24 protein-coding genes are annotated in these 26,615 nt (G+C 45.1%); 19 read left to right on the top strand and 5 right to left on the bottom strand.

Going from position 1 to position 26,615, the window contains the following annotated elements; all coding sequences use genetic code 11:
- Nucleotides 1-59 precede the first annotated feature (59 nt).
- From AB6E78_RS01570 to AB6E78_RS01545, 6 genes are all read left to right on the top strand, one after another.
- A complete protein-coding gene (locus AB6E78_RS01570) occupies nt 60-1,451 on the top strand; it encodes a COG3014 family protein (RefSeq protein ID WP_017065296.1) in 1,392 nt (463 codons plus the stop codon).
- Nucleotides 1,451-1,834, top strand: a complete 384-nt coding sequence (locus tag AB6E78_RS01565) for a YcfL family protein (protein ID WP_017060222.1) — start codon at nt 1,451-1,453, stop codon at nt 1,832-1,834. The genes AB6E78_RS01570 and AB6E78_RS01565 overlap by 1 nt, the downstream gene beginning before the upstream one ends.
- Nucleotides 1,835-1,920: 86 nt before the next feature.
- Nucleotides 1,921-2,511, top strand: a complete 591-nt coding sequence (lpoB, locus tag AB6E78_RS01560) for a penicillin-binding protein activator LpoB (RefSeq protein ID WP_017060223.1) — start codon at nt 1,921-1,923, stop codon at nt 2,509-2,511.
- A gap of 205 nt (nt 2,512-2,716) precedes the next feature.
- Nucleotides 2,717-3,571, top strand: a complete 855-nt coding sequence (locus AB6E78_RS01555) for a phosphotransferase (RefSeq protein ID WP_017060224.1) — start codon at nt 2,717-2,719, stop codon at nt 3,569-3,571.
- Between the two features lie 108 nt (nt 3,572-3,679).
- Nucleotides 3,680-4,219 (top strand): alpha/beta hydrolase YcfP, encoded by a 540-nt coding sequence (gene ycfP, locus AB6E78_RS01550; protein ID WP_009847155.1) that lies wholly within the window; start codon nt 3,680-3,682, stop codon nt 4,217-4,219.
- 512 nt (nt 4,220-4,731) lie between these two features.
- Entirely contained in the window at nt 4,732-6,021 is a 1,290-nt protein-coding gene (locus AB6E78_RS01545) for an NAD(P)/FAD-dependent oxidoreductase (protein WP_009847154.1), read from the top strand.
- A 111-nt stretch (nt 6,022-6,132) separates the two neighbouring features.
- Here AB6E78_RS01545 and AB6E78_RS01540 read toward each other — a convergent pair whose 3' ends face one another.
- The 4 genes from AB6E78_RS01540 to AB6E78_RS01525 all read right to left on the bottom strand — a co-directional run bounded on the left by AB6E78_RS01540 (nt 6,133) and on the right by AB6E78_RS01525 (nt 11,684).
- Complete coding sequence (locus AB6E78_RS01540) at nt 6,133-6,678, bottom strand: GNAT family N-acetyltransferase (protein WP_372132362.1); 546 nt, start codon at nt 6,676-6,678, stop codon at nt 6,133-6,135.
- A gap of 137 nt (nt 6,679-6,815) precedes the next feature.
- Nucleotides 6,816-7,583, bottom strand: coding sequence for a peptidoglycan binding protein CsiV (locus AB6E78_RS01535; protein WP_017068090.1), 768 nt, complete (start codon nt 7,581-7,583; stop codon nt 6,816-6,818).
- A gap of 63 nt (nt 7,584-7,646) precedes the next feature.
- Nucleotides 7,647-11,108, bottom strand: a complete 3,462-nt coding sequence (gene mfd, locus AB6E78_RS01530) for a transcription-repair coupling factor (protein ID WP_017066779.1) — start codon at nt 11,106-11,108, stop codon at nt 7,647-7,649.
- A 6-nt stretch (nt 11,109-11,114) separates the two neighbouring features.
- On the bottom strand, nt 11,115-11,684 hold the full coding sequence (locus AB6E78_RS01525) for a hypothetical protein (protein WP_017065300.1): 570 nt from the start codon (nt 11,682-11,684) through the stop codon (nt 11,115-11,117).
- Between the two features lie 227 nt (nt 11,685-11,911).
- On the opposite strand from AB6E78_RS01525, the gene lolC reads away from it, so the two are divergent.
- From lolC to lolE, 3 genes are read left to right on the top strand one after another with little or no spacing between them, the layout of a single operon-like run.
- A complete protein-coding gene (lolC, locus tag AB6E78_RS01520) occupies nt 11,912-13,120 on the top strand; it encodes a lipoprotein-releasing ABC transporter permease subunit LolC (RefSeq protein ID WP_017072110.1) in 1,209 nt (402 codons plus the stop codon).
- Nucleotides 13,113-13,805: a lipoprotein-releasing ABC transporter ATP-binding protein LolD gene (gene lolD, locus AB6E78_RS01515; RefSeq protein WP_017060230.1), complete on the top strand. Its 693-nt coding sequence runs from the start codon at nt 13,113-13,115 to the stop codon at nt 13,803-13,805. The genes lolC and lolD overlap by 8 nt, the downstream gene beginning before the upstream one ends.
- Complete coding sequence (lolE, locus tag AB6E78_RS01510; protein ID WP_017072111.1) at nt 13,806-15,050, top strand: lipoprotein-releasing ABC transporter permease subunit LolE; 1,245 nt, start codon at nt 13,806-13,808, stop codon at nt 15,048-15,050. It begins immediately after the preceding gene.
- Between the two features lie 205 nt (nt 15,051-15,255).
- Here the strand turns inward: lolE and AB6E78_RS01505 are convergent, their stop codons facing one another.
- A complete protein-coding gene (locus AB6E78_RS01505) occupies nt 15,256-15,768 on the bottom strand; it encodes a DUF2062 domain-containing protein (RefSeq protein WP_017060232.1) in 513 nt (170 codons plus the stop codon).
- 17 nt (nt 15,769-15,785) lie between these two features.
- Between AB6E78_RS01505 and AB6E78_RS01500 the strand changes: the two genes are divergently transcribed.
- From AB6E78_RS01500 to lapB, 10 genes are all read left to right on the top strand, one after another.
- The gene (locus AB6E78_RS01500) at nt 15,786-18,116 is read left to right on the top strand and encodes a DNA internalization-related competence protein ComEC/Rec2 (RefSeq protein ID WP_017060233.1); all 2,331 of its coding nucleotides are present in this window, start codon (nt 15,786-15,788) and stop codon (nt 18,114-18,116) included.
- Between the two features lie 31 nt (nt 18,117-18,147).
- A complete protein-coding gene (gene msbA / locus AB6E78_RS01495) occupies nt 18,148-19,896 on the top strand; it encodes a lipid A ABC transporter ATP-binding protein/permease MsbA (protein ID WP_372132367.1) in 1,749 nt (582 codons plus the stop codon).
- A 13-nt stretch (nt 19,897-19,909) separates the two neighbouring features.
- On the top strand, nt 19,910-20,917 hold the full coding sequence (gene lpxK, locus AB6E78_RS01490) for a tetraacyldisaccharide 4'-kinase (RefSeq protein WP_029235494.1): 1,008 nt from the start codon (nt 19,910-19,912) through the stop codon (nt 20,915-20,917).
- Entirely contained in the window at nt 20,898-21,077 is a 180-nt protein-coding gene (locus tag AB6E78_RS01485) for a Trm112 family protein (protein ID WP_004736429.1), read from the top strand. Before lpxK ends, AB6E78_RS01485 begins: the two co-directional genes overlap by 20 nt.
- Nucleotides 21,077-21,823, top strand: coding sequence for a 3-deoxy-manno-octulosonate cytidylyltransferase (gene kdsB / locus AB6E78_RS01480; protein ID WP_017060236.1), 747 nt, complete (start codon nt 21,077-21,079; stop codon nt 21,821-21,823). Before AB6E78_RS01485 ends, kdsB begins: the two co-directional genes overlap by 1 nt.
- 292 nt (nt 21,824-22,115) lie before the next feature.
- On the top strand, nt 22,116-22,796 hold the full coding sequence (cmk, locus tag AB6E78_RS01475) for a (d)CMP kinase (RefSeq protein WP_017060237.1): 681 nt from the start codon (nt 22,116-22,118) through the stop codon (nt 22,794-22,796).
- A gap of 106 nt (nt 22,797-22,902) precedes the next feature.
- The gene (gene rpsA, locus AB6E78_RS01470) at nt 22,903-24,573 is read left to right on the top strand and encodes a 30S ribosomal protein S1 (protein ID WP_010439921.1); all 1,671 of its coding nucleotides are present in this window, start codon (nt 22,903-22,905) and stop codon (nt 24,571-24,573) included.
- A gap of 121 nt (nt 24,574-24,694) precedes the next feature.
- On the top strand, nt 24,695-24,979 hold the full coding sequence (ihfB, locus tag AB6E78_RS01465; RefSeq protein WP_017060238.1) for an integration host factor subunit beta: 285 nt from the start codon (nt 24,695-24,697) through the stop codon (nt 24,977-24,979).
- A gap of 129 nt (nt 24,980-25,108) precedes the next feature.
- Nucleotides 25,109-25,381 carry a LapA family protein gene (locus AB6E78_RS01460; protein WP_017060239.1) on the top strand — a complete coding sequence of 91 codons (273 nt, stop codon included), beginning with the start codon at nt 25,109-25,111 and terminating at the stop codon, nt 25,379-25,381.
- A 12-nt stretch (nt 25,382-25,393) separates the two neighbouring features.
- Complete coding sequence (gene lapB / locus AB6E78_RS01455) at nt 25,394-26,569, top strand: lipopolysaccharide assembly protein LapB (protein WP_017060240.1); 1,176 nt, start codon at nt 25,394-25,396, stop codon at nt 26,567-26,569.
- The last annotated feature ends 46 nt before the right edge of the window (nt 26,570-26,615 follow it).

Here is a 26,615-nt window from a genome sequence, read left to right as displayed (position 1 = left end):
CATTAAAGGTCAGCAGACCCTAATAAAGTTGGCATTTTAAACATGCACGGAGACGATAAGTGAAGCAACAGTTTAGATTCGCTTCCATTGCCCTGTTATCGGCGTTGACCGTAGGTTGTGCGAGTATGTCTGCAGGAAGCCTGTTCAGTCATTACAGCGCACAAAACAAAGCGATCTACCAAGCCGTTAAATCTGGAGATTATTCAGAGGCTCAGCAAGAGCTACCAGATTACGCGGCAGGCGACATCCTTGATAACTTTGAAAGAGGCAGAATTAATCTGCTGGATCAAAAATACCCTGAGAGTAAGGCTTCGTTTGAAGTGGCTGATCAGGCGGTTACTGAGCAGCAACGCAAAGCCGTGATCTCAATCTCAGACAGTGCAACCAGTGTGGGTGCGTTGGCTGTGAATGACAATATTACCGAGTATGTGCCAGCCGATTACGAGTTGGGCTTTCTTCATCTGTATCTCGGTTTAAATTACCTCAAGAAAAACGATTTAGAAGGTGCGGTGATTGAAATGCGTCGCGCCAACCAAGTTCAAGAACAAGCGAAGAAGCAACGCGAGGCTGAGTTAGACAAAGCAGCCAGCGATGCGAAGAAGCAAGGCTTGTCTGCCAATGTGGGTAGCATCCTTGCCAATTACCCTGATGCGGGTAAGAAACTGCAGTCAGTACAGAATGCGTATCTGATGTTCTTGTCTGGTCTGCTTTATGAAGCGTCAAATGATTTAAACAGCGCCTACGTTGACTATCGTCGTGCTTTGGCTGTGATGCCAGATAACCAAGAAATCATCGATAGAACCATGGCAACAGCCGCTCGTTTAGGGATGCGACAAGATTTAGCAACATTAGAAAAACGCTATAAGCAATCTTCTAAACTTAGTGCAGGTGAAGGGCGAGTGATTGTTCTTCAAGAGCAGAGCGCTGTGCAAGCTATGGACAGTTGGCGACTGGATTTGCCTGTTTATGACAGTCGCGATCAGGGGGCAATATACTCTCTTGCGCTGCCATATTACCCAAGTCAAAACGTAGAGCGTTTTTCTGCCTTGCGAATCAGCGGACAGCCGCTACAAGAACATTTGATCACTGATGTAAACGCGATGGCGCAGAACGATCTATCGGAACGTATGACAAGCATTGTTATTCGCCAAGCGCTACGTGTAGTCGCGAAAGATCGCATTCGAAAAGAAGCAACCAAAGGCGATGATGTCGGTAATATTCTGTTCAACGTGTGGAACACACTGACAGAGCAACCAGACACTCGCAGTTGGCAATCATTACCTGCAGAGATTAAGAGCAGTACGTTTGTAGCAAATAGCGGTCAATATACGTTGGAAGCGGGCGCTAAAACGTACGACTTTGATATTCGAGAAGGGCAGACCACCTTGGTGTGGATTTCTCGACAAGGAAACAATGCAACAATGTGGCATAAACAGCTAGGGAGGCTGTAATGAAAAAGTGGTTAGTGAGCTTAGCAGCGGTTATGGCTCTGGCTGGTTGTGCTGATAATACAGCTGGCGTAAGGGTCGATAGTCTGACTCAGAACGTTTTCTTTGGTGACAAGGTATTGGGCAGCCGTTTACAGGTTGAAGATATTCGCACCGATCTGGTCGACGGTCATACGCGAGGAATCGTTCGTTTAAACAGTAACTATAAAGGCGATCAACATATTCTTTATCGTTTTTACTGGTACGACGATGCCGGGCTTGAGGTCAACCTTAAACAAGGTCCTTGGAAGCAAGCGATTGTTCGTGGTTTTGAAAGTATTTCGTTGTCGGAAGTGTCGGTAAACCCGAAAGCGACTCAGTTCAGAGTCCAGTTCCGAGAGCAGTAAGTTAGATTAAACGGGTCTCATGATTCGTAAATACAAGAATTTAAGAGTGTGGGTAACCCCGCTCAGTGATAAGTTGAGGAAACAAAATGAAAAAGAGTGTCATTGCGCTACTAGGTTTAGCGGTTATTTTAGGCGGTTGTTCAAACAAGGTAAGCTACGGTGATGCACAAGCAGTAGAAACCACGACAATCGATTTCGGTTCAACTGACCTTCAAACGATTGCGGGTGAAATGGTCGATAGCATGATGGCGTCTGGTTCTGTGTCTTACATTACTCGTGAACAGCGTCCAATCGTGTTTGTAGAGCGAATCAAGAACAAAACAAGTGAGCACATCGATACTGAGTCAATCACTGACACTATCAGTACTAAGATGCTGAACTCTGGTAAGTTCCGTTTCGTTGATATGGACCGTGTAGAGTCTGTTCGTGACCAATTGAACTTCCAAAACAACGATGAGCTTGTAAACCAAAGTTCAGCGATTCAATTCGGTAAAATGGTTGGTGCTCAGTACATGCTGTACGGCAACCTATCAAGCATCGTTAAGAAAGCGGGTAGCGATGAAGACGTATACTACAAAATGACGATGCGTCTAATGGATCTTGAGTCTGGCTTGATTGAATGGGCTGACGAGACTGAAATCCGTAAGCAACAATCTAAGAGCCTACTAGGCCTTTAATTTCGCTTACTTGCCAACTATGCGCAGCCGGATTTGACAATGTCTAGTATTGGCGGCGCTTAATCTTGACAGCGTATAGCTTGGTCACACGCCAATGCAGTGCATGATGTGCTGTTTATGAAGAGACACTGGCTTTTGGTCAGTGTCTTTTTTGTAGGGAATGAAGACGTTTATAGGGCAGTTAAGACGTTTATAGGGAGTAAATATGGCAATTTTTTCTTGGTCTGAGGCTAAGCTTCTTGATACCAGTTTGAGTTCGCTTGACGGTTACTTTTCTGAGCCTCCAGTTAGAGCACAGACATTAACAGGCGGTTTGACCAATCGATGTTGGAAGTTGGTCGATGCCGATGGTACTGCGTATGTTTGGCGGCCAACCACACCTATCACCAAAGCGTTCTTCATTTCTCGCCATGAAGAGTACCAAGTGCTGTCTGCCATTGAGCGACTCGGTATCGGGCCAAGCCCAATGGTAGTGAATGAGCAGGGGTTACTGGTTGAGTGGATTGCGGGTGAGACACTTTACGAAGATCTAGAACTCGATGACCTGTTGAAAACGCTGATCTCTGTTCATCTGGTTAATACTGCGCGATTACCACTGCAACCATTCAGTTTCACGGCGCGAGTCGACCATTACTGGCTGCAGCTTGATGCGATTCATAAGACCGAAGCCTGCACTAAGATTTATCAAGAGTGGCGCGTGGCTCCGAGTATTACCAATGTTGACCTGTCTTTGTGCCATTTTGACTTAGGTGGTTATAACCTAGTGAGAAACAGTGACTGCATTAAGATTATTGATTGGGAATACGCTGCGCTCGCAGACCCTAGGCTCGATTTAACATTAACCATTGCGGTTGCTGGCGCGCCAGTCACAGAAGCGGTTGAGAAGTACTGTCAGCTGCGAGGAATCCATGATGTTCAGCCTTGGCTTGATGGTGTAGAAGCATGGTTACCAAGAAGCCAGATGATGGCGATGCTATGGTATTTACTTGCTCATCAGCTTTGGGGCGATGAAAGTTATCTGCGTGAAGCGGAGGCTCTGAGTCACACTTTATGTAGCTAGGATCACGTTTAGGAAGTGAAAAATATAATTTCTCAGCTGTTACCTTTAAAACCTTGTTTTTCGTGTTAGATTGATCAAAACGTACCAATATTCAACGGGGGAGGTACAATGATTATCTATCTACATGGCTTCGACTCAACAAGCCCGGGCAATCACGAAAAAATACTGCAGTTGCAATTCATTGATGATGACGTTCGTTTCATCAACTACAGTACTTTGCATCCAAAACACGATATGCAGCATCTGCTAAAAGAAGTGCATAAGGTGATAGAGCAATCCGATGATCCGCATCCCATTATTTGTGGTGTAGGTTTAGGTGGTTTTTGGTCTGAGCGTATTGGTTTCTTATGTGGGATTAAGCAGGTGGTGTTCAACCCTAATCTGCACCCTGAGAACAACATGGTAGGTCGAATTGACCGTCCAGAAGAGTACGAAGACATCGCAACTAAATGTGTTGCTCAGTACCGTATGAAAAACAAAGGACGCTGTTTAGTGGTGCTTTCTCGTGAAGATGAAATTCACGACAATACCAAAACAGCTGCCGCGCTAGAAGATTACTATGATGTAATCTGGGATGAGAAAGAGAGTCATAAATTCAAAAAGATCTCTCAACATCTTCAAGCAATGAAAGCGTTCAAAAACGCTTAATCAATCCAGATGTTTTATAAAAGCAGTGCTCAATGAGTGCTGCTTTTTCACATCTGAATCTTAGAGATTGGTATTGATAAAGTAGTTGTATATGTTTTATCGGTCGGTTTGTGCATTTATAGATCAGTTTGCGCAAACGTTAACTAATTAGTCGCGAATCCTCATTGAGGGTAAGGATTTTTTTGTTGCGGTCATCTTTTTGCTATATATAATGTTCCCAAGCAAAATATTTTGACAAATATCAAAAAAAATTGAGAGCGAGTGAAAAAACTTGCCCATAATTTGTGTTCTGCCTCTCAGGTAGTCACCTTTTTTATCCACGTGAGCAAAGCAACAAACCATTATTTGTTGTTTGTAACCCCTCTAACTACTCGGTGAGCTGTCGTTATTCTTTTTCGCGGTAACCCAATTTGTAACAGCCTTCGCATTCAAGGCCGAGTAGATACATAGAATTTATCGGTTGGAGTAATCGAGCCGAACCCCATTTATTCATTTTGTAGAGGATTGTCATTGTGACAAAAATTATCGTAGTAGGCGGCGGTGCTGGTGGTTTAGAACTAGCAACTAAGCTAGGCCGCACTTTAGGTCGTAAGAAACGTGCCCAGATTACTCTGGTAGACCGTAAAGCAAGCCACCTATGGAAACCATTACTTCATGAAGTAGCAACGGGCTCACTGGATGAAGGTGTTGATGCATTAAGCTACCGTGCGCACGCAAAAAACCATTACTTCGATTTCCAAATGGGCAGCCTGAACGACATCGATCGTGAGCGTAAAGTGATTGCACTAAGCGAGCTTACAGACGAGCACGGTGAACTGCTGATGCCAAGCCGTGAACTTGAATACGATATTCTAGTGATGGCGCTAGGCTCAACGTCAAACGACTTCAACACTCCAGGCGTTCGTGACAACTGTATTTTCCTTGATAGCCCAGAGCAAGCACACCGTTTTCGTACAGAAATGAACAATCAGTTCTTAAAGCTTCACGCTAAGAACGGTCAAGGCACGGTAGACATCGCGATTGTTGGTGCTGGTGCAACTGGTGTAGAGCTTTCTGCAGAGCTACACAACGCCGTTAAAGAACTTCGTACTTACGGCTTCGGCGACCTAGATTCAAGCAAGCTGAACGTAAACCTAGTTGAAGCGGGTGAGCGTATTCTTCCAGCTCTACCTCCTCGTATTTCAAGTGCAGCACACTCTGAGCTAACCAAGCTTGGTGTGAACGTTCGTACGAATACGATGGTGACTCAGGCGGATTCTGACGGCCTAACAACCAAAGATGGTGACAAGATCCCAGCTCAAATCATGGTATGGGCAGCAGGCATCAAAGCACCAGATTTCATGAAAGATATCGGTGGCCTTGAGACCAACCGTATCAACCAGTTGGTTGTGAAGAACACGCTGCAAACAACACTGGATGACAACATCTTTGCGATCGGTGACTTGGCGCAATGTACACAAGCAGATGGTTCATTCGTTCCGCCACGTGCACAAGCGGCTCACCAAATGGCAAGCTGTGCATTCAGCAACATCATTGCTAAGTTGAACGGTCGTGACCTGAAAGACTACATCTACAAAGACAAAGGCTCGCTAGTTTCACTTAGCCGTTTCTCTACGGTAGGTAGCTTGATGGGTAACCTGACGAAAGGCTCGATGATGGTCGAAGGTCGTATTGCTCGTGTGGTTTACATCTCTTTGTACCGCATGCACCAGATGGCGCTTCACGGCTTAATCAAAACATCACTGATGATGCTGGTTGGTCGTATTAACCGTGTACTTCGTCCAAACCTAAAGCTTCACTAATCAGGTAAGCCTTCTCAGAGCATTACGCTGATAATAAAAAAGAGCTCTTCGGAGCTCTTTTTTGATCGTGTCGATTATGGATTATCGCAGGTGTTGAACTCATTTCTGCTGTTAAGACGTTGGAGGTAGCACAGAATAAACCACGCCATCTTTCGGCTTACCGTTAAACAGAAATCGATTCTGGGCAATGGTTTCTCGCTCAGCGCCACACTTCTCGATCAACTTTTGGCTGGGTAGGTTCTCGGTATCGCAGACAATCTCCAAACGCGTTAACTTGAGTTGCGCGAAACAAAATTCAAATAGGGCGAACATCGCTTCTTTGGCGATCCCTCTCCTTTGAAAGTCATCACCGACCCAATAACCTAAACTCGCCATATTAAAGGTGTGGTAAAGCTCATTAATGGCAACCATACCGACCAGCTTATCGGTTTTTCGTTCAAAGATGCCAAAGCCAAACGCATCGGCTTTCACCCAGTTCAGGCGAGTTGCCAGAATAAATTTCTCGGCCTCGACGATAGAAAACTCTTTATGACACCAGTCGACCCATGGCAGCAAGCTAGGGGAGGACTTAACCAGCTGAGAAAATTCTTGAGCATCTGAGGCCTCAATGATTTTAAGGCTAAGATTTTGTGTGTTGATCTGAAATTCAGGGCTCATAGAGCGTACCAAGTAACGTGTAAGTACTGAGCAAAGAGAGTCAGTACAGAATAAAGATAGATAGCACTTAATAAAACGCCCTCACTAGGAGGGCGGATTGAATTATTTATATAATTATAGCCGAATCGGCAAGTAATTTACTGCGCTACACGTCTAACTTGAATCACCATTCCAAGAAGTGGGTGGTCAAGGTAATGAGTTTCTGTACTGCGCATACGACGTTTTTGGTCCATGCGGTAGCTCTTAAGGAACTCTTGGACTTCAACCGTCGGAGAAATTTCAGTTAGATTGCCCACCTGGACGTTGCTTTCTGCGCCACTTACTGGTGAATCTAGCTCAATTTGTTGCTCTTGTAGAGTCACTTCACGAACGCTTGGCGCTTTTAAATCTAATGTCGTTTCAGCGTATAGGTAGTGCTGAACGTAGATTTGCAGCTTGCCGTCTAATTCGTAGAGAGGCTTATCAATGGTCTCTTCTTGGAACCCATCAGCGCTGCCTGCAGTGATTGCGCCTTTTTCAGAGCCATCAGCATTAAACTGTTTAGAGAAATCTTTACCTGCTTGAATATGGAAAACAGGTGCCGAGCTCTTACCTTGGTCGCCTTGACGCCAAGCGGTATGCATCAGAACTTCAAAGCCAGCGTGTTTACTTAGCTTGTCTTTCTGAGGCGTTAACTTGTATTCCGAGTAAGGTAGCATTTGAACGCCTTTCTTTGCTCGGTATTGGGTATCTTGAAATGAACCAACGCGTTCAAGTGAAATCTTAGGCTGTGTATTTGGCCAAGATTCGTTCACCTTCTCTGCATCAACAGCGCGCTTAAAAATGATCACTTCTATATCAAATTGTCTCTGCGCCAAACTTGGCAGTGAGACGAACAATAGTAGCAGTGGGATCAGTCTTTTCATTTTTACTCCGTCTTCCAGCCGAACTACCGGCTGGATAATTTATATGTGCAAGTGGATTGGGTCTTATGCTGAAGGCAGCAAGTTTTGTCTGAATTCGCCCAATAAATCACTAACAAATTGAATTCGCTTCCGTCTGTCGACCAATGGTATCGTAAACTTGAACTTTGTTGGTCCTTCCATTGAAAACTTTTGCGGTTGAGATTGCAACAGTTTAACAAGGTAGGTCGGGTTTATGTCAGCATCCGGGTAGAATTCTAAGAATCCACCCTTATCGTGGGCTTCAATTTTCTTCGCTTTGATAGACGCTGCGGCTAATTTTAGCTCAGAAACTGATAACAAGTTCTTGGTTGCATCAGGCAGAAGGCCGAAGCGATCAATCAGCTCGACTTTCAACTCTGCCAATTCGTCGGTGTCACTCACACTCGCAATACGTTTGTATGTTGATAAACGCGTGTTGATGTCTGGAATATAGTCGTCTGGCAATAGTGCAGGCAGACGCATCTCAATTTCAGTTTGTTCACGCAATAGATCATCAAGCGAAGGCTCTCGACCTTCTTTCAACGCTTCAACCGCTTGTTCAAGCATCTCCATGTACAAGGTGAAACCAACCGACTGGATTTGACCACTCTGTTCATCACCCAACAGCTCACCCGCACCACGAATCTCTAAATCGTGAGTTGCTAGGGTAAAGCCTGCGCCCAAGTCTTCGAGCGAAGCTATCGCATCCAATCGCTTGATCGCATCTTTGGTCATTGCTTTAGGGTGTGGCGTTAACAAGTAAGCATAAGCTTGGTGGTGCGAACGACCTACACGACCACGTAATTGGTGCAGCTGTGCTAAACCAAGGTTATCGGCTCTGTCCATCAAGATGGTATTTGCCGTTGGTACGTCGATACCGGTTTCAATGATGGTTGTACACACCAGTAAGTTGAAGCGCTGGTGGTAGAAGTCATTCATGATGCGTTCCAGTTCGCGCTCTCGCATCTGGCCATGAGCTACAGTCACGCGCGCCTCTGGAATCAGCTTTTGCAATGACTCTGCTGTTTTCTCAATCGTGTCGACTTGGTTGTGTAGGAAGTAAACCTGGCCACCACGCATGATTTCACGCAGCACCGCTTCTCTGACGATGGCATCATCACTCTCGCGAACGAAGGTTTTAATTGCCAAGCGTCGTGCGGGTGGTGTAGCGATGATCGAAAGGTCACGCATGCCACTCATTGCCATGTTCAGCGTTCGCGGGATCGGTGTCGCAGTAAGCGTTAGAATATCGACATCCGCACGCATCGCTTTCACTTTCTCTTTCTGACGTACACCAAATCTGTGTTCTTCATCGACAACCAGCAGGCCTAGGTCTTTAAACTTAATATCGCTCGAAAGCAGCTTGTGAGTCCCGACTAGGATATCCACTTTACCGTCGGCGACATCTTGCATGATTAGTTTTTGCTCTTTAGCTGATTTGAATCGGGATAGAACCTCAACACGAATCGGCAAGTTGGCGAAACGGTCACGGAAGTTTTCGAAGTGTTGCTGAGCAAGTAGAGTAGTAGGAACTAAAACCGCTACTTGTTTGCTGTTGTCGGTACAAACGAATGCTGCACGCATCGCGACTTCGGTTTTACCAAAGCCAACATCACCACACACCAAACGGTCCATGGCTTTGGCTTGGCACATATCAGACATAACAGCATTGATGGCCATCGCTTGGTCATCGGTTTCTTCAAACGGGAAGCCAGATTTGAAAGTCGCGTATTGGCCGCGGTCGAGTACAAACTTGTAGCCAGGTTTTAGCTCACGCTTAGCGTAAACATCAAGTAGCTCTGCTGCAACATCACGGACTTTCTCCGCGGCGCGTTTACGCGCTTTTTGCCACGCTTCGCCACCGAGTTTATGTAGCGGTGCAGAATCTTCAGCGCCACCCGAGTAACGCCCGATTAAGTTCAAAGAAGCAACGGGCACGTACAGCTTGGCATCGTTTTGGTACTCAAGTGTCACGTATTCGGTTTTCATGCCACCGGCTTCGAGTGTCTGCAAGCCGATGTAGCGACCAATACCGTGGTCAATGTGCACTACAGGTTGACCTGGTTTAAGTTCGGCTAAGTGACGAATGACAGTGTCGCTGTTAACACTTTTTTTGTCTTTCTTACGGCGCTGAACAACGCGATCACCCAACAGGTCGCTTTCACAGATAAGGGCGATGTTTTGCTCTTCATGGATAAAACCGTGTTCAGCAGAGCCAAGGATGAGGCTGAACTTGTCTTTGCCTTTAATTGAGGCATCGAGGTTTTCAACTTCGCTTGGTCGTACTTTAATACCACGAAGCAGTTCACTCAGCGCTTCACGACGACCTTCTGATTCAACCGAAAATACTACTTTGCCGTCGAAGGCTTCTGTGAACTTTCTTAGGTTAGCTAAAGGTTCTTTATTTTGATGCTGAACGCTGAGGTCAGGTAATGACACGACAGGCAAGTTGGTGCGGCCTGCTTTCTCTTCAATCGAATCTAGACTCAGGTTAACTTGTGGCTTCTGTTTGAAGTGAGCGAACAGCTCGTCTTTCTTCAACCACAGTTGTTCAGGCGTGAGAAGTGGCCGTAATGGGTCAACACCGCGCTGTTCGTATCGATGAGCAACGTCCGTTAGGAATGAGTCTACTGCAGTCTCGACATCACCTAGAATCAGCAGTTGCGCTTCATCGGCAACGTAATCAAACAAGGTTTCTGTGTGATCGAAGAACAGCGGTTGCCAGTACTCGATACCAGCAGGCCAAGTACCCTTAGAAACCTGCATATAAACCGATTCTGGTTCGCGGCGCGCATCAAACTGTTGGCGCCAACGAATACGGAAATCTTCAATCGCTGTTTCCGAGGTCGGGAATTCGTGAGCAGGCAGCAGGCGGATCTCAGAGATGTCTTCGATAGAACGCTGGTTTTCAGGATCGAAAGTACGAATAGTGTCGATTTCGTCATCGAAAAAATCGATTCGATACGGGTCTTTACTGCCCATTGGGAACAGATCGAGAATAGAGCCACGGCTTGCGTATTCACCGGGGCCAAACACTTGGTCAACGTAACGATAGCCTGACTTTTCAAGCTGTAGACGCAGTTTCTCTAAAGAGTAGAGATCGCCCGTTTTCACCATTAACGTGTGTTGTAGCAAAAAGTCACGCGGTGACTGGCGTTGCAATAACGTGCTGATCGGAACGATCGTGATGCCATCTTTTAGTGTTGGCAGTGCGTAAAGGCGTGCGATACGATCTGAGATGATCTCTTGGTGCGGCGAGAAGCTATCGTATGGCAGCGTTTCCCAGTCAGGGAATAATGCGACTTCATGTGCCGTAAACTGTTCAATTTCAGATTGAAGCTTAAGCGCCACTTGTGGGTCGGGTACAGCCAAGACGGTATGGCTGTTGTGTTGCTCTGCGAGTTTGGCAATGGCAAGAGCGAGAGACGAACCGACTAGGTTACCGATGTGCTTTTTGTCACCGGCACCTTTAAGTTTAGGTAGTGTAAATATGGATTTTTTGGTCATGTTAATTTACTTGTTATCTCGGTCTAGAGAGCGTTGACGCAAGAGTTTCTGTTGTTGATAAAGTGCCGCTTTAATTAGCAGGTCTTGGTCGGTATCGCGAAGATGAGCGTATTTAAATTTGATTTCGAAACCTGAGTCTTTCGCCTCGCTAGCAAATACTTCTGCGTAGCAATAAATGGCTGCAGCTGGGTGCTCTAGAAAAAGTTTGGCTTTTACTAAGCGACCCGGTTCGATGTCTGCTTTTGAAAAGCAGGAAAACTGACTCGCACCAAATGAATAGGTGTGAGTGCGAAATTTCTCATCATCTTGCTGCGATAACATAAAGCTCAACAAGAGGTTTAATTTTGAGTTTTGTGCATCCAATAAACTGGTGACATTCTTCAAGTCGCTGTTTTTCAGTTCCGCTCGAGCGCTGTCAGCTAACAGATCCAATTGGCTAAATTCACTTGCCACCACAAATGGTGCTGGGATCTCAGATTCGAATTGAATTTGAGAAGGTAAAGTGAAGCCGCTGTCCATTGGTTCAATATTAGCGGTAAGGCTATGGTGAACGGTGAAAAACTCTTGTTCTGTCATGCGTTAGTTCCTTGAAGTGATCTATTGATTATCGCTATGTGGCCGCAGTAATCAAGGTCAGTTAATTGAAACTATCAAATAGTTGTTTGAAATTTGGTGTTTTGACAGGGTTCTGTTTTTCAGGCCTAACTAATTGAGTTAATTCACTCTATATTTTCAATTACCCCCTACACAGTAACAGCAATACCCGTTACATTAACCCGCATCCCTTTTTGATGGTTCAAAGTATGTTTCATCCTATTTCAATGTTTGTTGGCCTGCGTTATTTGAAAGGCCGTTCAGGTGATCGCTTTAGCCGTTTTGTTTCTTACATGTCGACGGCAGGTATCACCATTGGTGTGCTGTCTTTGATTACTGTTTTATCGGTAATGAATGGATTCGAAGCGCAATTAAAAGACCGAATTCTCGGCGTTCTTCCTCAGGCTGTGGTTTATGAACAAGGAGGCACGACCTCACTTTCTGAAAAAGCCCCAAGCTTCGCAGAACAAATTTCGCTTAATGGTCATGTTGAACCGATTGTTCGCAGTGAGGCAGTGATTCAGAGCCCTGCTCAGCTTTCTGCTGGCCTTTTGATTGGCATCCAACCCAATTCTGATGATCCACTTCAAGACCACTTAATCGCGGGTCGCTTGTCTTCACTTCAAGCTGGGCAATATCAGCTGTTTCTTGGTCATACTCTGGCGAGAAACCTAAAAGTATCGATGGGCGACAAAGTTCGTCTAATGGTGACCAGCGCGAGTCAATACACACCATTGGGGCGTATTCCTAGCCAACGAAATTTCACCGTTGCCGGTATTTTCAATACAGGTTCTGATATCGACGCTCAACTGATGGTGACAGACATCCAAGACGCTGGGCGTTTGATGCGTTATAAATCAGACACTATTTCAGGCTGGCGACTATTTTTTGAAGACCCGTTTGAAGTCGCAGAGTTATCAACTCAGCCATTACCGGAAGGTTGGTTGTGGAGCGACTGGCGAGACCAACGTGGCGAGCTGTTCCAAGCGGTTCGTATGGAGAAAAACATGATGGGCCTAATGCTTGGTCTGATCATCGGGGTTGCTGCATTTAATATTATCTCTGCGCTGATTATGGTGGTGATGGAGAAACAATCTGAGGTCGCGATACTTAAAACTCAGGGCATGACTGACGGCCAAGTGATGGGCATCTTTATGGTTCAGGGCGCGAGTAGTGGCGTGATTGGTGCGCTCTCTGGTGGTGTGTTAGGCGTTGCTCTAGCGATGAACCTTAATACTATTTTAGAGGCGATGGGCGTTGCTCTATTCTCGTTTGGTGGTCAGTTACCTATTTTGATTAACCCAATTCAAATCGCTGTTGTTGTGGTTCTGGCTATTGCACTTAGCCTGATTGCCACTGTATTCCCTTCTTATCGTGCATCGTCTGTGAAACCTGCTGAGGCCCTTCGTTATGAGTAATTTTCTTCAATGTAATGATATCCGTAAAACGTACCGTGAAGGCTCGTTAGATACTGAGGTGCTCAAGGGAGTCAGCTTTGACATCGAAAAGGGTGAGCTAGTAGCAATCATCGGTACCTCTGGCTCGGGCAAAAGTACCTTACTGCATATCTTAGGCGCATTAGACGATGCTTCTGCGGGCAGTGTGAGTTTTCTTGGCCAGGACTTAGCATCTTTGAGTTCGAATAAGCAGGCGAAGCTTCGCAACCAGCATCTTGGCTTTGTGTATCAGTTCCATCATCTTCTATCTGACTTTTCAGCTTTAGAAAACGTGGCGATGCCGTTATTGATTGGCGGCGAAAAGCCCGCTAAAGCAAAGCAAGAAGCACAACGTTTGTTGGACAAAGTTGGATTGAGTCACCGCGTGGACCACCGACCTTCAGAGCTTTCTGGTGGCGAGAGGCAACGTGTGGCGATTGCTCGTGCATTGGTGAATAAGCCTGCGCTAGTGTTGGCGGATGAACCAACCGGTAACCTTGACCATAACACCGCACTGTCTATTTACGACTTAATGCGTGAACTGAACCGTGAATACGATACTGCCTTTTTGGTCGTGACTCACGATGGTGAACTTGCCGGTAAGATGGATCGCCAACTTCACATGCAAGATGGTTTACTGGTCAACGTAGAAAAAGAGGAGAGCTAAGTGTTTTCCTCTTTATCTCTATTGATAGGCGGCCGATTTAGCCGTGCGAAACAACGAGACAAGATGGTGTCGTTCATCTCATTGTCTTCGACCATTGGTATTGCGGTTGGTGTCGCGGTGATCATTATCGGCTTATCTGCGATGAATGGCTTTGAGCGAGAGCTTCAATCACGAGTACTTTCTGTCATTCCTCATGGTGAATTTGAAGGCGTGAATGAGCCTGTGACTCGTTGGGAGCACGTGATTGAGGAGTCGGTTAAGCACGATAAAGTCGTTGCTGCTGCGCCTTATGTGAAAATTACTGCGCTTGCTGAAAAGGGCAAAGAACTCAAAGCAATTGAAGTTCGCGGCGTTGATCCGCAGCTAGAACAACAGGTATCAAGCCTATCGAGTTTTATCGATAAGCAAGCTTGGAGCGAGTTTAAGGCAGGGCAACAACAGATCATTTTGGGTTCTGGTGTAGCGAATGTGCTGGGTGCGAAAGTCGGTGATTATCTGACTTTGATGATTCCGACGGTAAACGGTTCTGTGAAGGTTCAGGCACCAAAACGTGTTCGAGTGAAAGTGGTTGGCTTGCTGACGCTTAATGGTCAGATAGATCACAGTTTGGCGCTAATCCCGATTGGTGATGCTCAGGTCTACGCAAACTTAGGTGAGGCGGTAACTGGGGTTTCTTTGAAAGTGACCGATGTGCTGAACGCGAACTCTATTGTGCGTGAAGTGGGCAATCAGCTTGATGTGTATGTGTATCTACGAAGCTGGCAGCAGAAGTTTGGTTTCTTGTATCGAGATATCCAACTCGTTCGTACCATCATGTATCTGGTGATGGTACTGGTTATTGGTGTGGCTTGTTTCAATATTGTCTCGACGCTAATGATGGCAGTAAAAGACAGAGCATCAGAGATCGCGATTTTAAGAACCATGGGTGCATCAGACGGCCTTGTGAAGCGCATCTTTGTTTGGCAGGGCGTATTCTCAGGCGTGTTAGGCAGTTTAGTGGGCAGTGCAATAGGTGTGCTAGTCGCTCTTAATCTCACGACACTAATCAAAGGACTTGAAAAGTTGGTCGATCACCAGTTCTTGTCCGGTGATATCTATTTTGTCGACTTCTTGCCATCACAACTTGATATGACGGATGTTGTTGTGGTTTCCGGCACTGCGATTGTGCTGAGTTTACTGGCGACATGGTACCCAGCATCACGCGCGGCGAAGTTGAATCCAGCCTCAGTGCTGAGTTCTAAATAGCATTCGCCTAAATAACAGGCCGTCAGTTTTCAGTCGATACAAAAAAGGATCCCAGTGGGATCCTTTTTTATTGAATTCAATTCGTGTTCTTTACGACTTTCGTTACATGCCAATCTTGCAGAGGTAAGTAGCTCATCCGATTTTAACTTGTGTACGTTTTAAGTGAAGCGCATACAAGGTTAGATTGAATAACAAGAAATGGCGTTCAGTGCCTTGCTTGTCGCTTCTTCCAACTTCTTACTACTGAGTAGCGCCATAAACCGCGAATACCAAAGTAGCCAATCATTGCTGAAACCACGCCACAAATCAGACAACCCAATAAGAACGGAGGCCCTATAGTGCTCATTTGCGCCAAGATGAAGTCCCAAGACAATTCGAAATGGAAGGCTTGCGGTGGCACATGCATAACAAACGCCCCGACTTTATAAGCAAAGTAGAAGAGAACAGGCATGGTAACCGGGTTACTGATCCAAACAAGTGCGACAGCTAAAGGCAGGTTAACGCCACATGCGACAGCAAGGCCTGCAGACATAATCATTTGACTTGGTAGAGGGACAAACGCCATGAATAACCCAACAGCAAACGCGCCAGCCGCAGAGCGACGATTAAGGCACCATAAGTTGGGGTTGTACAAAACATTGCCAAAAACTTTCAATGCTTTCTGACGCTTGATTAGATCATGGTCAGGCATAAATCGTTTGATAAACTTTCTTGGCATAGGAGGAAGCTACTCTCTTGTTTAACACTTGGTTCTTGATTTCATTTGCTGCGACAGTTGTGTCTGCCAGCTTCTGGCCTGTGATGCCACATTGGGTTTGGGCACCATTGATGCTGTTGTTACTGCTAGCACCAACAAAGTATAGCGTTTTCCGGAGTGCAAGAGGTCCAGTAACAGCATTGATACTAGTTATCTGCCTAGGGAATGCGATTGAAATACAAACGAGTCGCTTATTCCAATCAGGGCAGAATACTACCATAAATGCGTCGGTTGTTAGCCTTTTTAGTGAAAATAGCCACGGTTTTGAAAGCGTAATAGTAGTCAGATCAATTGGCGGCGAAAAATTAATCTTTCCTCAATTGATAAAATTGCGTTTGTTTACTCCTTTCAAGCTAACGCTTGGAGATGATGTCTATTTATCGGCCTCAATAAAGCCGATATGGGGCAAACTCAACGAAGCCGGCTTTGACCGAGAAAAGTACTTGTTTAGTGCTGGCGTGGTTGCCAATGCAACTTACAGAGCAGATACCAAGTACCGAATTCATTCTAGCACCAACTTACGCGCCCAATGGTTTGAAGCCAGCCTTGAAAGGTTAAGTCTGCTGGCAAATCAAGATCTCATTATCGCTTTGAGTTTTGGATATCGAGACCTTATTCCGCCTCAGCGGTGGGATATGCTTAAAAGCAGTGGCCTGATTCACTTGATGGCTATTTCGGGGCTGCATATTGGGATTGCCTTTGGTATCGGCTATCAGATTGGCAAGATATTAAGGTTACTTTCCCCTTCATTTCTTTGGTTACCTACAATATTCGGGCTCGGCTTGGCGTATTTCTATAGTTGGTTTGCTGGATTCACGCTGCCAACTTTGAGAGCTTTGGTGATGTGCGTTATCGCGAGTTATTTCTTGTGGCGTGGGCAAAATATCAGTTTGCTTCGGTATGTTACTTTAAGTGTGTGCGTGGTTCTGCTGATTTGGCCGTTTTCAGCTTTGTCGAGCAGTTTTTGGTTGTCCTTTGGTGCATTGGGCGCTGTTTTCTATATCGCCTGTAATACTCAGCGCTCAGCTTCAAGCTTTACATTTATCGACTACGCACTCCAACTTATTAAGCTTCAACTGATGCTGACATTCCTTATCGCGCCTTCCTCGATGTTGTTTTTCAAAGGAGTCAGTTTAGTCTCTGTTTTCTACAACTTGTTCCTTTTGCCTTGGGTATCGATGGTGACGATCCCGCTGTTGTTTCTGGCAATGTTTCTAAGCTTAATATCGGAGTCAGTGTCTGGCGTGGTTGGTATAACAGCGCTAGACAATGATTTGGTCAGTCAGCTGTGGAAGTTAGTCGACTTATCGCTTGAGCCTCTCGTATTTAGTCTTCCTTTCTCTGAGCGATTTTGGATCCAAGTCGATAATCAGACGATTGCATTATCAGTATTCCTTATCTTGTTTTTGAGCTTTGTTAGTCGGTATTTCAAGCGAACATTATCGATATTGGTAACTGCAGTGTTTGTGCTGTGGTGGGAGTTCAGCAAACCCCAGCAAGACAAACTAACTATTGATATCTTGGATGTTGGGCATGGGTTGTCTTTGGTCTTGGAAAAGAACAATCAGATTGTTGTTTATGATCTTGGCAATGCGTGGCCAGGAGGCTCGGTTGTTGAGTCTTTGTTGATTCCTACTTTGAATCAGCGGGGGATTTATGAATTAGAAGGCGTGATTGTGAGTCATTTCGATTCTGACCATGCTGGTGGTTATCCGGCATTACTTGAGAACTATACGCCAAAGTGGATAAGAACCAGTCAGAACATTATTCAAGAACGCCAATCTATCACTCAAGCCCCGTCTAATATTCAAACATGTACTATTGGAGAGGTTTGGAACTGGCAAGATGTTGTTTTTGAGGTGTTGTGGCCGCCTAAGCAAGTAAAGAGGGCGTATAACCCACATTCGTGTGTGGTCAAGATCTCAGATCATAGTGCTGATTTCTCAATGTTGCTCACTGGTGATATTGAACTGGTAAGTGAGTGGTTACTTGCTCGTGAAGGAGAACAGCTAAGGAGTGATGTTATGTTGGTTCCGCATCATGGCAGCGATTCGTCATCGATTAAGTCGTTTATTGAGGCGGTGTCTCCTCAGCTGGCGATAGCTTCTCTTGCCAAAGGCAACCAGTGGGGAATGCCGAGTGAGTTTGTTATTGAACGTTATCAGGAAGCGGGGAGTACTTGGCTAGATACTGGAGAAAGCGGACAAATAACCATCACTCTTAGCAAAGAAGGTTGGCAATATCATGCGATTAGAGAACAACAAGGCGGGCAGTGGTATAGGCAGATGCTCCGTAAGGGAGTAGAATAGATAGATTATTGTGAGAAAATTAAGCGATTCTATGTCAACACAAACAGATGAAACTACCTGGGTCACATTTAAAAGACTTTGGACTTATATTCGATTATATAAGGCCGGCCTAGGTGTTGCGGTAATTGCGCTTATTATAAATGCCGTTTCTGATACCTATATGATTTCCTTACTAAAGCCGTTACTTGATGAAGGCTTTGGTAATGCTGAATCTGACTTTTTACGTACACTTCCACTTATTATCTTTGCCATGATGTTCGTTCGTGGCGTCAGTGGCTTTGTTTCAACCTATTGCTTGAGTTGGGTCTCTGGCAATGTGGTGATGGAAATTCGTCGTAAGATTTTCAGCCATTTCATGCACATGCCTGTTTCTTTCTTCGATAAAGAACAGACAGGCGCATTGCTATCTCGAATTACTTACGATTCAGAGCAAGTGTCTGCAGCAACCAGTAAAGCGTTAGTCAGTATTGTCCGTGAAGGTGCAAGTATTATTGGCTTGTTGACGCTGATGTTCTGGAATAGTTGGCAGTTATCTTTGGTGTTATTTGCTGTAGCGCCTTTGGTTGCGTGGGCGATCAGTATCGTATCGAAGCGATTCAGAAAGATCTCTAAGAACATGCAAACTAGCATGGGTCACGTTGCTTCTTCAGCTGAACAAATGCTGAAAGGGCATAAAGTGGTTCTAACTTACGGTGGTCAAGATCTAGAAAAACACCGCTTTGATAAAGTTAGTAACCAAATGCGCCAACAAAGCATGAAGTTAATCACTGCTCAAGCGGCCGCTAACCCGATTATTCAAATGATCGCATCAGTTGCGATTGTTGTTGTTCTATTCCTTGCTAGTGTCGATTCTATTAAAGCCGAGCTTACTCCTGGTACGTTTACCGTTGTCTTCTCTGCAATGTTTGGTCTATTACGTCCGCTAAAGGCGTTAACTAACGTAACGTCTGAATTCCAACGTGGTATGGCTGCGAGTACGACTCTATTTGGCTTGATGGATCTAGATACCGAGCAAAACAAAGGGACGTTGAAACCTGAAACTGTAATGGGTGAAGTGGCTGTTAAAGATGTCACGTTTACTTATGACGGTGCAGAGAAACCAGCACTTGATAAGATCAGCTTCAATATACCGAAAGGTAAAACGGTTGCGCTTGTTGGGCGATCTGGCTCGGGTAAGAGTACCATTGCTAACCTATTCACTCGTTTTTATGACGTAGACTCTGGTTCAATTGAGCTTGATGGCCACGACATTCGTGATTACGAATTGAGAAATCTGCGTGAGCACTTTGCGCTCGTTTCTCAAAATGTACATCTGTTTAACGATACGGTGGCTAACAACATCGCTTACGCAGCAGAAGAACAGTATTCACGTGAACAGATCGAATACGCGGCTAAGCTTGCTCATGCAAGTGAGTTTATCGAAGGCATGGAAAATGGCATCGATACCGTTGTTGGTGAAAATGGCGCAAGCCTTTCTGGTGGTCAAAGACAACGTATTGCGATTGCACGTGCTTTATTAAGAGATGCGCCTGTGCTGATTCTTGATGAGGCGACGTCTGCACTGGATACTGAGTCAGAGAGAGCGATTCAATCTGCACTAGAAGAACTGCAGAAAGACAAAACAGTATTAGTTATCGCACACAGACTCTCTACCATCGAGCAAGCTGATGAGATTCTAGTGGTTGATGATGGACATATTGTAGAAAGGGGCGCACATGCTGAGCTAATCGCGCATGATGGTGCTTATGCACAATTACACCGAATTCAGTTCAGCGGATAAATTAGGTCTTGTTGTGATCGAAAAGATTTGGTTTAACAATCACCCGTTGAAATATCTTCTCTGGCCGCTTTTGTGGCCACTGAGTCTGCTGTTCAAATTGATTAGTGGTCAACGTCGTGATGCTTACCTCTCTGGGAAGAAAGAGACCTACCGCCCGCCTTTACCTGTTATTGTTGTGGGCAATATTACCGCTGGTGGAAATGGTAAAACCCCGGTTGTGATTTGGTTAGTAGAAATGCTTCAGGCTCACGGCTTTAAACCTGGAGTTGTGTCTCGTGGTTACGGTGCAAAAGCACCAAGCTATCCGTTAGTGTTGAATGAAAATACGCCAGCAGAGCATTCGGGTGATGAACCTCGCTTGATTCGTAAGCGAACTGGTGCGCCAGTCGCAGTCGACCCTGTGCGAGCTAACGCAGTGAAAGCATTGCTGAGTAAAGGTGTTGATGTGATTATCACTGACGATGGCCTTCAGCATTACGCGCTTGAACGCGACATTGAATTTGCAGTTATCGACGGCGCAAGACGCTTTGGTAGCGAATGCCTAATTCCTTTAGGCCCGTTAAGAGAGCCTGTATCTCGTTTAGATGAAGTCGACTTTTTGGTTAACAATGGCGGTAAAGCGCATGGGCGAGAGTTCTCGATGTCTTTGCTTCCAAGCCAAGCGGTTAACCTAAAGACTGGTCAGAAAAGGTCTGTGGCAGAATTACAGAAGCTGGTTGCTTTTGCCGGTATTGGCCACCCACCGCGCTTTTTTAAAACATTGGAAGATCTTGATGGTGATGTGGTATTCACACAGGGTTTCGCCGATCATCAAGATTTTGATAAAGATGAACTTCATGCCTTAGCTAAGAAAGGTATGAATCTGATTATGACAGAAAAAGACGCTGTAAAATGCGAAGAATATGCTCAAGATAACTGGTGGTATCTTCCAGTTTCTGCGCAGTTCGATGAAGATTCGCAACAGCAAATTTTAAAAAGAATAAAAGAGGTTATGGAATACTATGGATCACCGTCTACTTGAGATCGTTGCTTGCCCTGTATGTAAAGGTAAACTAACTTTTGACAAGGATAAGCAAGAGCTTGTTTGTAAAATTGATCGCCTTGCTTACCCAATTAAAGAGGGTATTCCTGTTCTTTTAGAACCTGAAGCTCGCACCGTTTCTATGGATGAGGGTAAGTAATGTCTTATACGGTTGTTATACCTGCAAGATACCAATCGAGCCGTTTACCAGGGAAGCCACTTGCTGACATTGGTGGAAAGCCAATGATTCAATGGGTATACGAACAGTCAATGAAAGCGGGTGCCGATAACGTTATTATCGCTACCGACGACGCTCGAGTTGAAAAAGCGGCTAAAGCATTTGGCGCGACCGTTTGTATGACATCACCGAATCACGAATCGGGCACTGAACGCCTAGCTGAAGTGATTGAAGTTATGAATATTCCTGATGATCATATTATCGTGAATGTTCAAGGTGATGAGCCACTTATCCCACCTTCGATCATTAATCAGGTTGCCAACAATCTTGCTAACAGTACAGCCCCGATGGCAACGTTAGGTGTGGAAATCACTCATGCTGATGAAGTGTTTAACCCTAATGCCGTTAAAGTTGTAACCGATAAAGACGGTTATGCCTTGTATTTTAGCCGAGCAACCATCCCTTGGGATCGCGATGCTTACGCGAACAACGGTACTGCAGCGGAATCTCCTTTGCTTCGTCATATTGGTATCTATGCTTACCGAGCGGGTTTTATCAATACCTACATTAACTGGGAACCAAGCACTCTTGAACGTATTGAGTGCCTAGAGCAATTACGAGTACTTTGGTACGGTGAAAAAATCCACGTAGACGTTGCGGCGGAAGCACCTGCGGCTGGTGTTGATACGCCTGAAGACCTAGAAGCGGTTCGAGCTATTATTGGTTAAGCTTCTTTGAGCGAATTCTTGTTTGCTCTACAAAATGAAAAATCATGAGCCTTGCCTATTGCGAGGCTTTTTTCTATCTATCGAAAAGTGCGCTATCGAAAAGCGCGTGCGTGTCTTATTAACCTAAGCAAACGGATATTGAGATAGTTGCATTGGTTTATGCATCATCAACACGGAATTATCTGAGATTTACCTCGCTCGAGTTCCAATTTTTCTCTATAATATGCCGCCTATAAAGTAGTGGCGAATCGCTAGTACAGAATAAAACTTACGACAAAACGTGGAGTAAAAGATGCCTTCTCAAAGCCCAGTGATTACGGTTGATGGACCAAGTGGTGCAGGTAAAGGTACCCTGTGTATGTTGCTAGCAGATAAGCTAGGCTTTCATCTTCTAGACTCAGGCGCGATCTATCGCGTATTGGCTTTAGCGGCAATTCACCATGGTGTGGATACTGAATCAGAGGATGCTTTAGTACCGCTTGCTACACACTTAGACGTGCAGTTTATTGCTGAAGGCGACTTAGTTAAGGTTATCCTAGAAGGTGAAGATGTGTCTGGTGAACTTCGTAAAGAAGAGACTGGCATGGCGGCTTCAAAAGTTGCTGCTTTACCTCGCGTTCGCGAAGCACTGCTTCGTCGTCAACGTGCATTCAGCGCTGCGCCTGGTTTGGTTGCAGATGGCCGTGACATGGGAACGGTTGTGTTTCCTGAAGCTGAAGCGAAAATATTTTTAGATGCAAGTGCTGAAGAGCGTGCGAGTCGCCGCCTTAAACAGTTGCAACAGAAGGGGTTAGATGTTAAATTTGACGACCTTTTGAGCGAGATCCAAGAGCGAGACGACCGAGATCGTAATCGCCCAGTGGCGCCACTTCGCCCTGCAGAGGATGCTCTAGTGCTTGATTCCACCTCAATGAATATTGAGCAGGTAGTAGAAAAAGCACTACACTATATTGAATCGAAACTGGCTGGGTAATTTCGCCGAGCTAGTACGAACGTTGGTCGCAAGGATGATGACCGGCGAATTTATCAACCCCATGCGGTAGGATACCCATGGACGTTTAATTATTGAAGATTAAATAATGACTGAATCTTTTGCTCAACTCTTTGAAGAGTTTCTATCTGAAACTGAATTCCAACAAGGCAGCATCGTTAAAGGTACTGTAGTAGCTATCGAGAACGGTTTCGTTCTTGTAGACGCTGGTCTTAAGTCTGAATCTGCTATCCCTGCTGAACAATTCAAGAACGCTGCTGGCGAACTTGAAGTTGAAGTTGGTGCTGAAGTAGACGTAGCTCTAGACGCTGTTGAAGATGGTTTCGGTGAAACTCAACTTTCTCGTGAGAAAGCTAAGCGTCACGAAGCTTGGATCGTACTTGAGAAAGCTTGCGAAGAAGCTGAAACTGTTGTTGGTATCATCAACGGTAAAGTTAAAGGCGGTTTCACTGTTGAACTTAACGGTATCCGTGCTTTCCTTCCTGGTTCTCTAGTAGACGTACGTCCTATCCGTGACACTGCTCACCTAGAAAACAAAGAGCTAGAGTTCAAAGTAATCAAGCTAGACCAGAAGCGTAACAACGTTGTTGTTTCTCGTCGTGCTGTTATCGAATCTGAAAACAGTGTTGAGCGTGACGAACTTCTTGAAACTCTACAAGAAGGTACTGAAGTTAAAGGTATCGTTAAGAACCTTACTGACTACGGTGCATTCGTTGACCTTGGCGGTGTTGACGGTCTTCTACATATCACAGATATGGCTTGGAAGCGCGTTAAGCACCCATCAGAGATCGTTAACGTTGGTGACGAAATCCTAGTTAAAGTTCTTAAGTTCGATCGTGAGCGCACTCGTGTTTCACTAGGTCTTAAGCAACTAGGCGAAGATCCATGGGTAGCAATCGCTAAGCGTTACCCAGAAGGTCACAAGCTTTCTGGTCGTGTTACAAACCTAACTGACTACGGCTGCTTCGTTGAAATCGAAGAAGGCGTTGAAGGTCTAGTACACGTTTCTGAAATGGATTGGACTAACAAGAACATCCACCCTTCTAAAGTTGTTAATGTTGGCGACGAAGTTGAGGTTATGGTTCTTGATATCGACGAAGAACGTCGTCGTATCTCTCTAGGTCTGAAACAGTGTAAAGCTAACCCATGGCAGTCATTTGCAGAAATGCAAGCTAAGGGCGACAAAGTTACTGGTAAGATCAAGTCTATCACTGACTTTGGTATCTTCATCGGTCTAGAAGGCGGTATCGACGGTCTTGTACACCTATCTGACATTTCTTGGAACGCTGCCGGCGAAGAAGCTGTACGTGAATACAAGAAAGGCGACGAAATCTCTGCTGTTGTTCTAGCAGTAGATGCAGAGCGTGAGCGTATTTCTCTTGGCGTTAAGCAAATGGAAAACGACCCGTTCAACGCATACGTTGCTGACAACAAGAAAGGTGTTCTTGTAAACGGTACTGTTACTGCAGTTGACGCGAAAGGCGCTACTATCGAGCTAATCGAAGGCGTTGAAGGTTACATCCGCGCTTCTGAAGTTTCTCGCGACCGTATCGAAGATGCATCTCTAATCCTAAGCGTTGGCGACAGCGTTGAAGCGAAGTTCACTGGTGTAGACCGTAAGAACCGCGTAATCAACCTATCTATCAAAGCTAAAGATGAAGCTGATGAGCAAGAAGCAATGGCTTCACTGAACAAGTCTGAAGAAGGCGCGTTCGGTAACGCAATGGCAGACGCATTCAAAGCTGCTAAAGGCGAATAATAGCTTCTCATTAAGAGAATTATAGCTATCTAGCCAAGAAAGGAGCCGTAAGGCTCCTTTTTTTTTGCTTATTTTTCCGATAGGTCTATAATTTCTAAAAAGAAAACCAACGAGGGTAACTATGACTAAGTCTGAATTGATTGAGAGACTGTGCGCTGAGCAAACGCATCTTTCTGCAAAAGAAATTGAAGACGCTGTAAAAGACATTTTAGAGCATATGGCTTCAACACTAGAAAGTGGTGATCGAATCGAAATTCGCGGTTTTGGCAGCTTTTCTCTGCATTATCGTGAGCCTCGTGTTGGACGTAACCCAAAGACTGGTGACAAGGTTGAGTTAGAAGGTAAATACGTTCCTCACTTCAAACCAGGTAAAGAGCTGCGTGAACGAGTAAACTCAGGAATGTAGCCTACTTATCGGAATTAAGAAAAGCGGCATACTATAATGTATGCCGCTTTTTTATGACCATAATATGGTGGTCTGATTAGTAATTTTCCTGCATAATCGTACAGCTAACCAACCAATGAGTGATGAACTATGAAAATTATAAAAATAGTCGCCGTTATCGCACTTTTCCTAATTGCACTGGCTTTAGGCTCTCAAAACCAAACAACTGTGAATTTCAACTATCTGCTAGCGCAAGGTGACTTCCACCTATCAAGTTTATTAGGTGTTGTATTCGTTTCAGGCTTCGCCCTTGCTTGGTTAGTCTTTGGTAATATGCACATGCGGTCTCAGCTAAAAATTCATCGCTTGAAGAAGCAACTCAATAAGCAATCAAAGCAGGTCCCTGCTGATACTAAAGCTTAAAGGCTATATTTGATGTTAGAGTTACTGTTCTTACTTTTGCCCATCGCAGCCGCTTATGGCTGGTATATGGGTAATCGTAACGCTCAGCAAGAAAAACAAAAGCAATCACACCAGATCTCCCGTCAATACGTGACGGGTTTGAACCTATTACTGTCAGATCAATCTGACAAAGCGGTTGATCACTTTATTGAACTGCTTCAAGTAGACAATGAAACCATCGATACTCACTTGGCTTTGGGCAACTTGTTCCGCTCAAGAGGCGAAGTCGACCGCGCTATTCGTATTCACCAAAATCTCATCTCTCGTTCGGGGCTTACCCTCGATCAGAAAAATCTCGCACTGCAACAATTAGCTAAAGACTACATGGTCTCTGGCTTCCTTGATCGCGCTGAAAAAATCTTTGAACAACTTGTAGAAGAACCTGACCATAAAGAGGGCGCTTTACAGCAGTTGGTGGCTATTTATCAGCAGACCCGTGAGTGGAACAAGGCTATCCATTACGGAAATATCTTAGTTAAGCTCGGCAAGAAAAAAATGAAGATGCGTGCCACAGTCGCGCATTTCTGGTGTGAGCTTGCAATGCAAGAACAAGCCGATGGTAATCGTTCTAAAGCGCTTCAGCATTTTAAGAAGGCGCTTTCTGAAGACCCTAAATGTGTTCGCGCAAGTATCGCACTAGGGAAGTTCCACTTAGCGAACGAAGATTACCAAAAGACAATTGATTGTCTTGAATCGGTACTTGAACAAGATATCGATTTTATCAGTGAGGTGTTGCCAACCCTTGCTGAGTGTTACCACAAGCTTGGACAAGAAGCTCAATTGGTCGAGTTCCTCAAAGCGTGTATTCAGAAGAAAGCCGGTGTATCTGCCGAACTGATGCTGGCGCAATTGGTTGCTCACCATGAAGATGTAGGCTCTGCTCAAGAGTTACTGACAAAGCAGCTTGTTAAAAATCCAACCATGAAAGGTTTTTATCGATTAATCGATTACCACCTAGCGGAAGCAGAAGAAGGCCGAGCAAAAGACAGCTTAACCACACTTCAATCTATGGTTGGTGAACAGCTTAAGGTTAAGCCTCATTACCGTTGTCGTCAGTGTGGTTTCTCGACACACTCTTTGTATTGGCACTGCCCTTCATGTAAAGGGTGGGGGACGATCAAGCCTATTCGTGGTCTTGATGGTGAATAGATTTGTGGTCACTTTAAGACCAAATTATTAATTGCAGCTTTCGGGC

It is taken from the genome of Vibrio sp. 10N.247.310.98 (assembly GCF_041467395.1).
GTDB lineage: Bacteria > Pseudomonadota > Gammaproteobacteria > Enterobacterales > Vibrionaceae > Vibrio > Vibrio crassostreae_C.
Note: the sequence above shows the minus strand (reverse complement) of the source record. Positions and strands in the feature narration are given on the sequence as shown.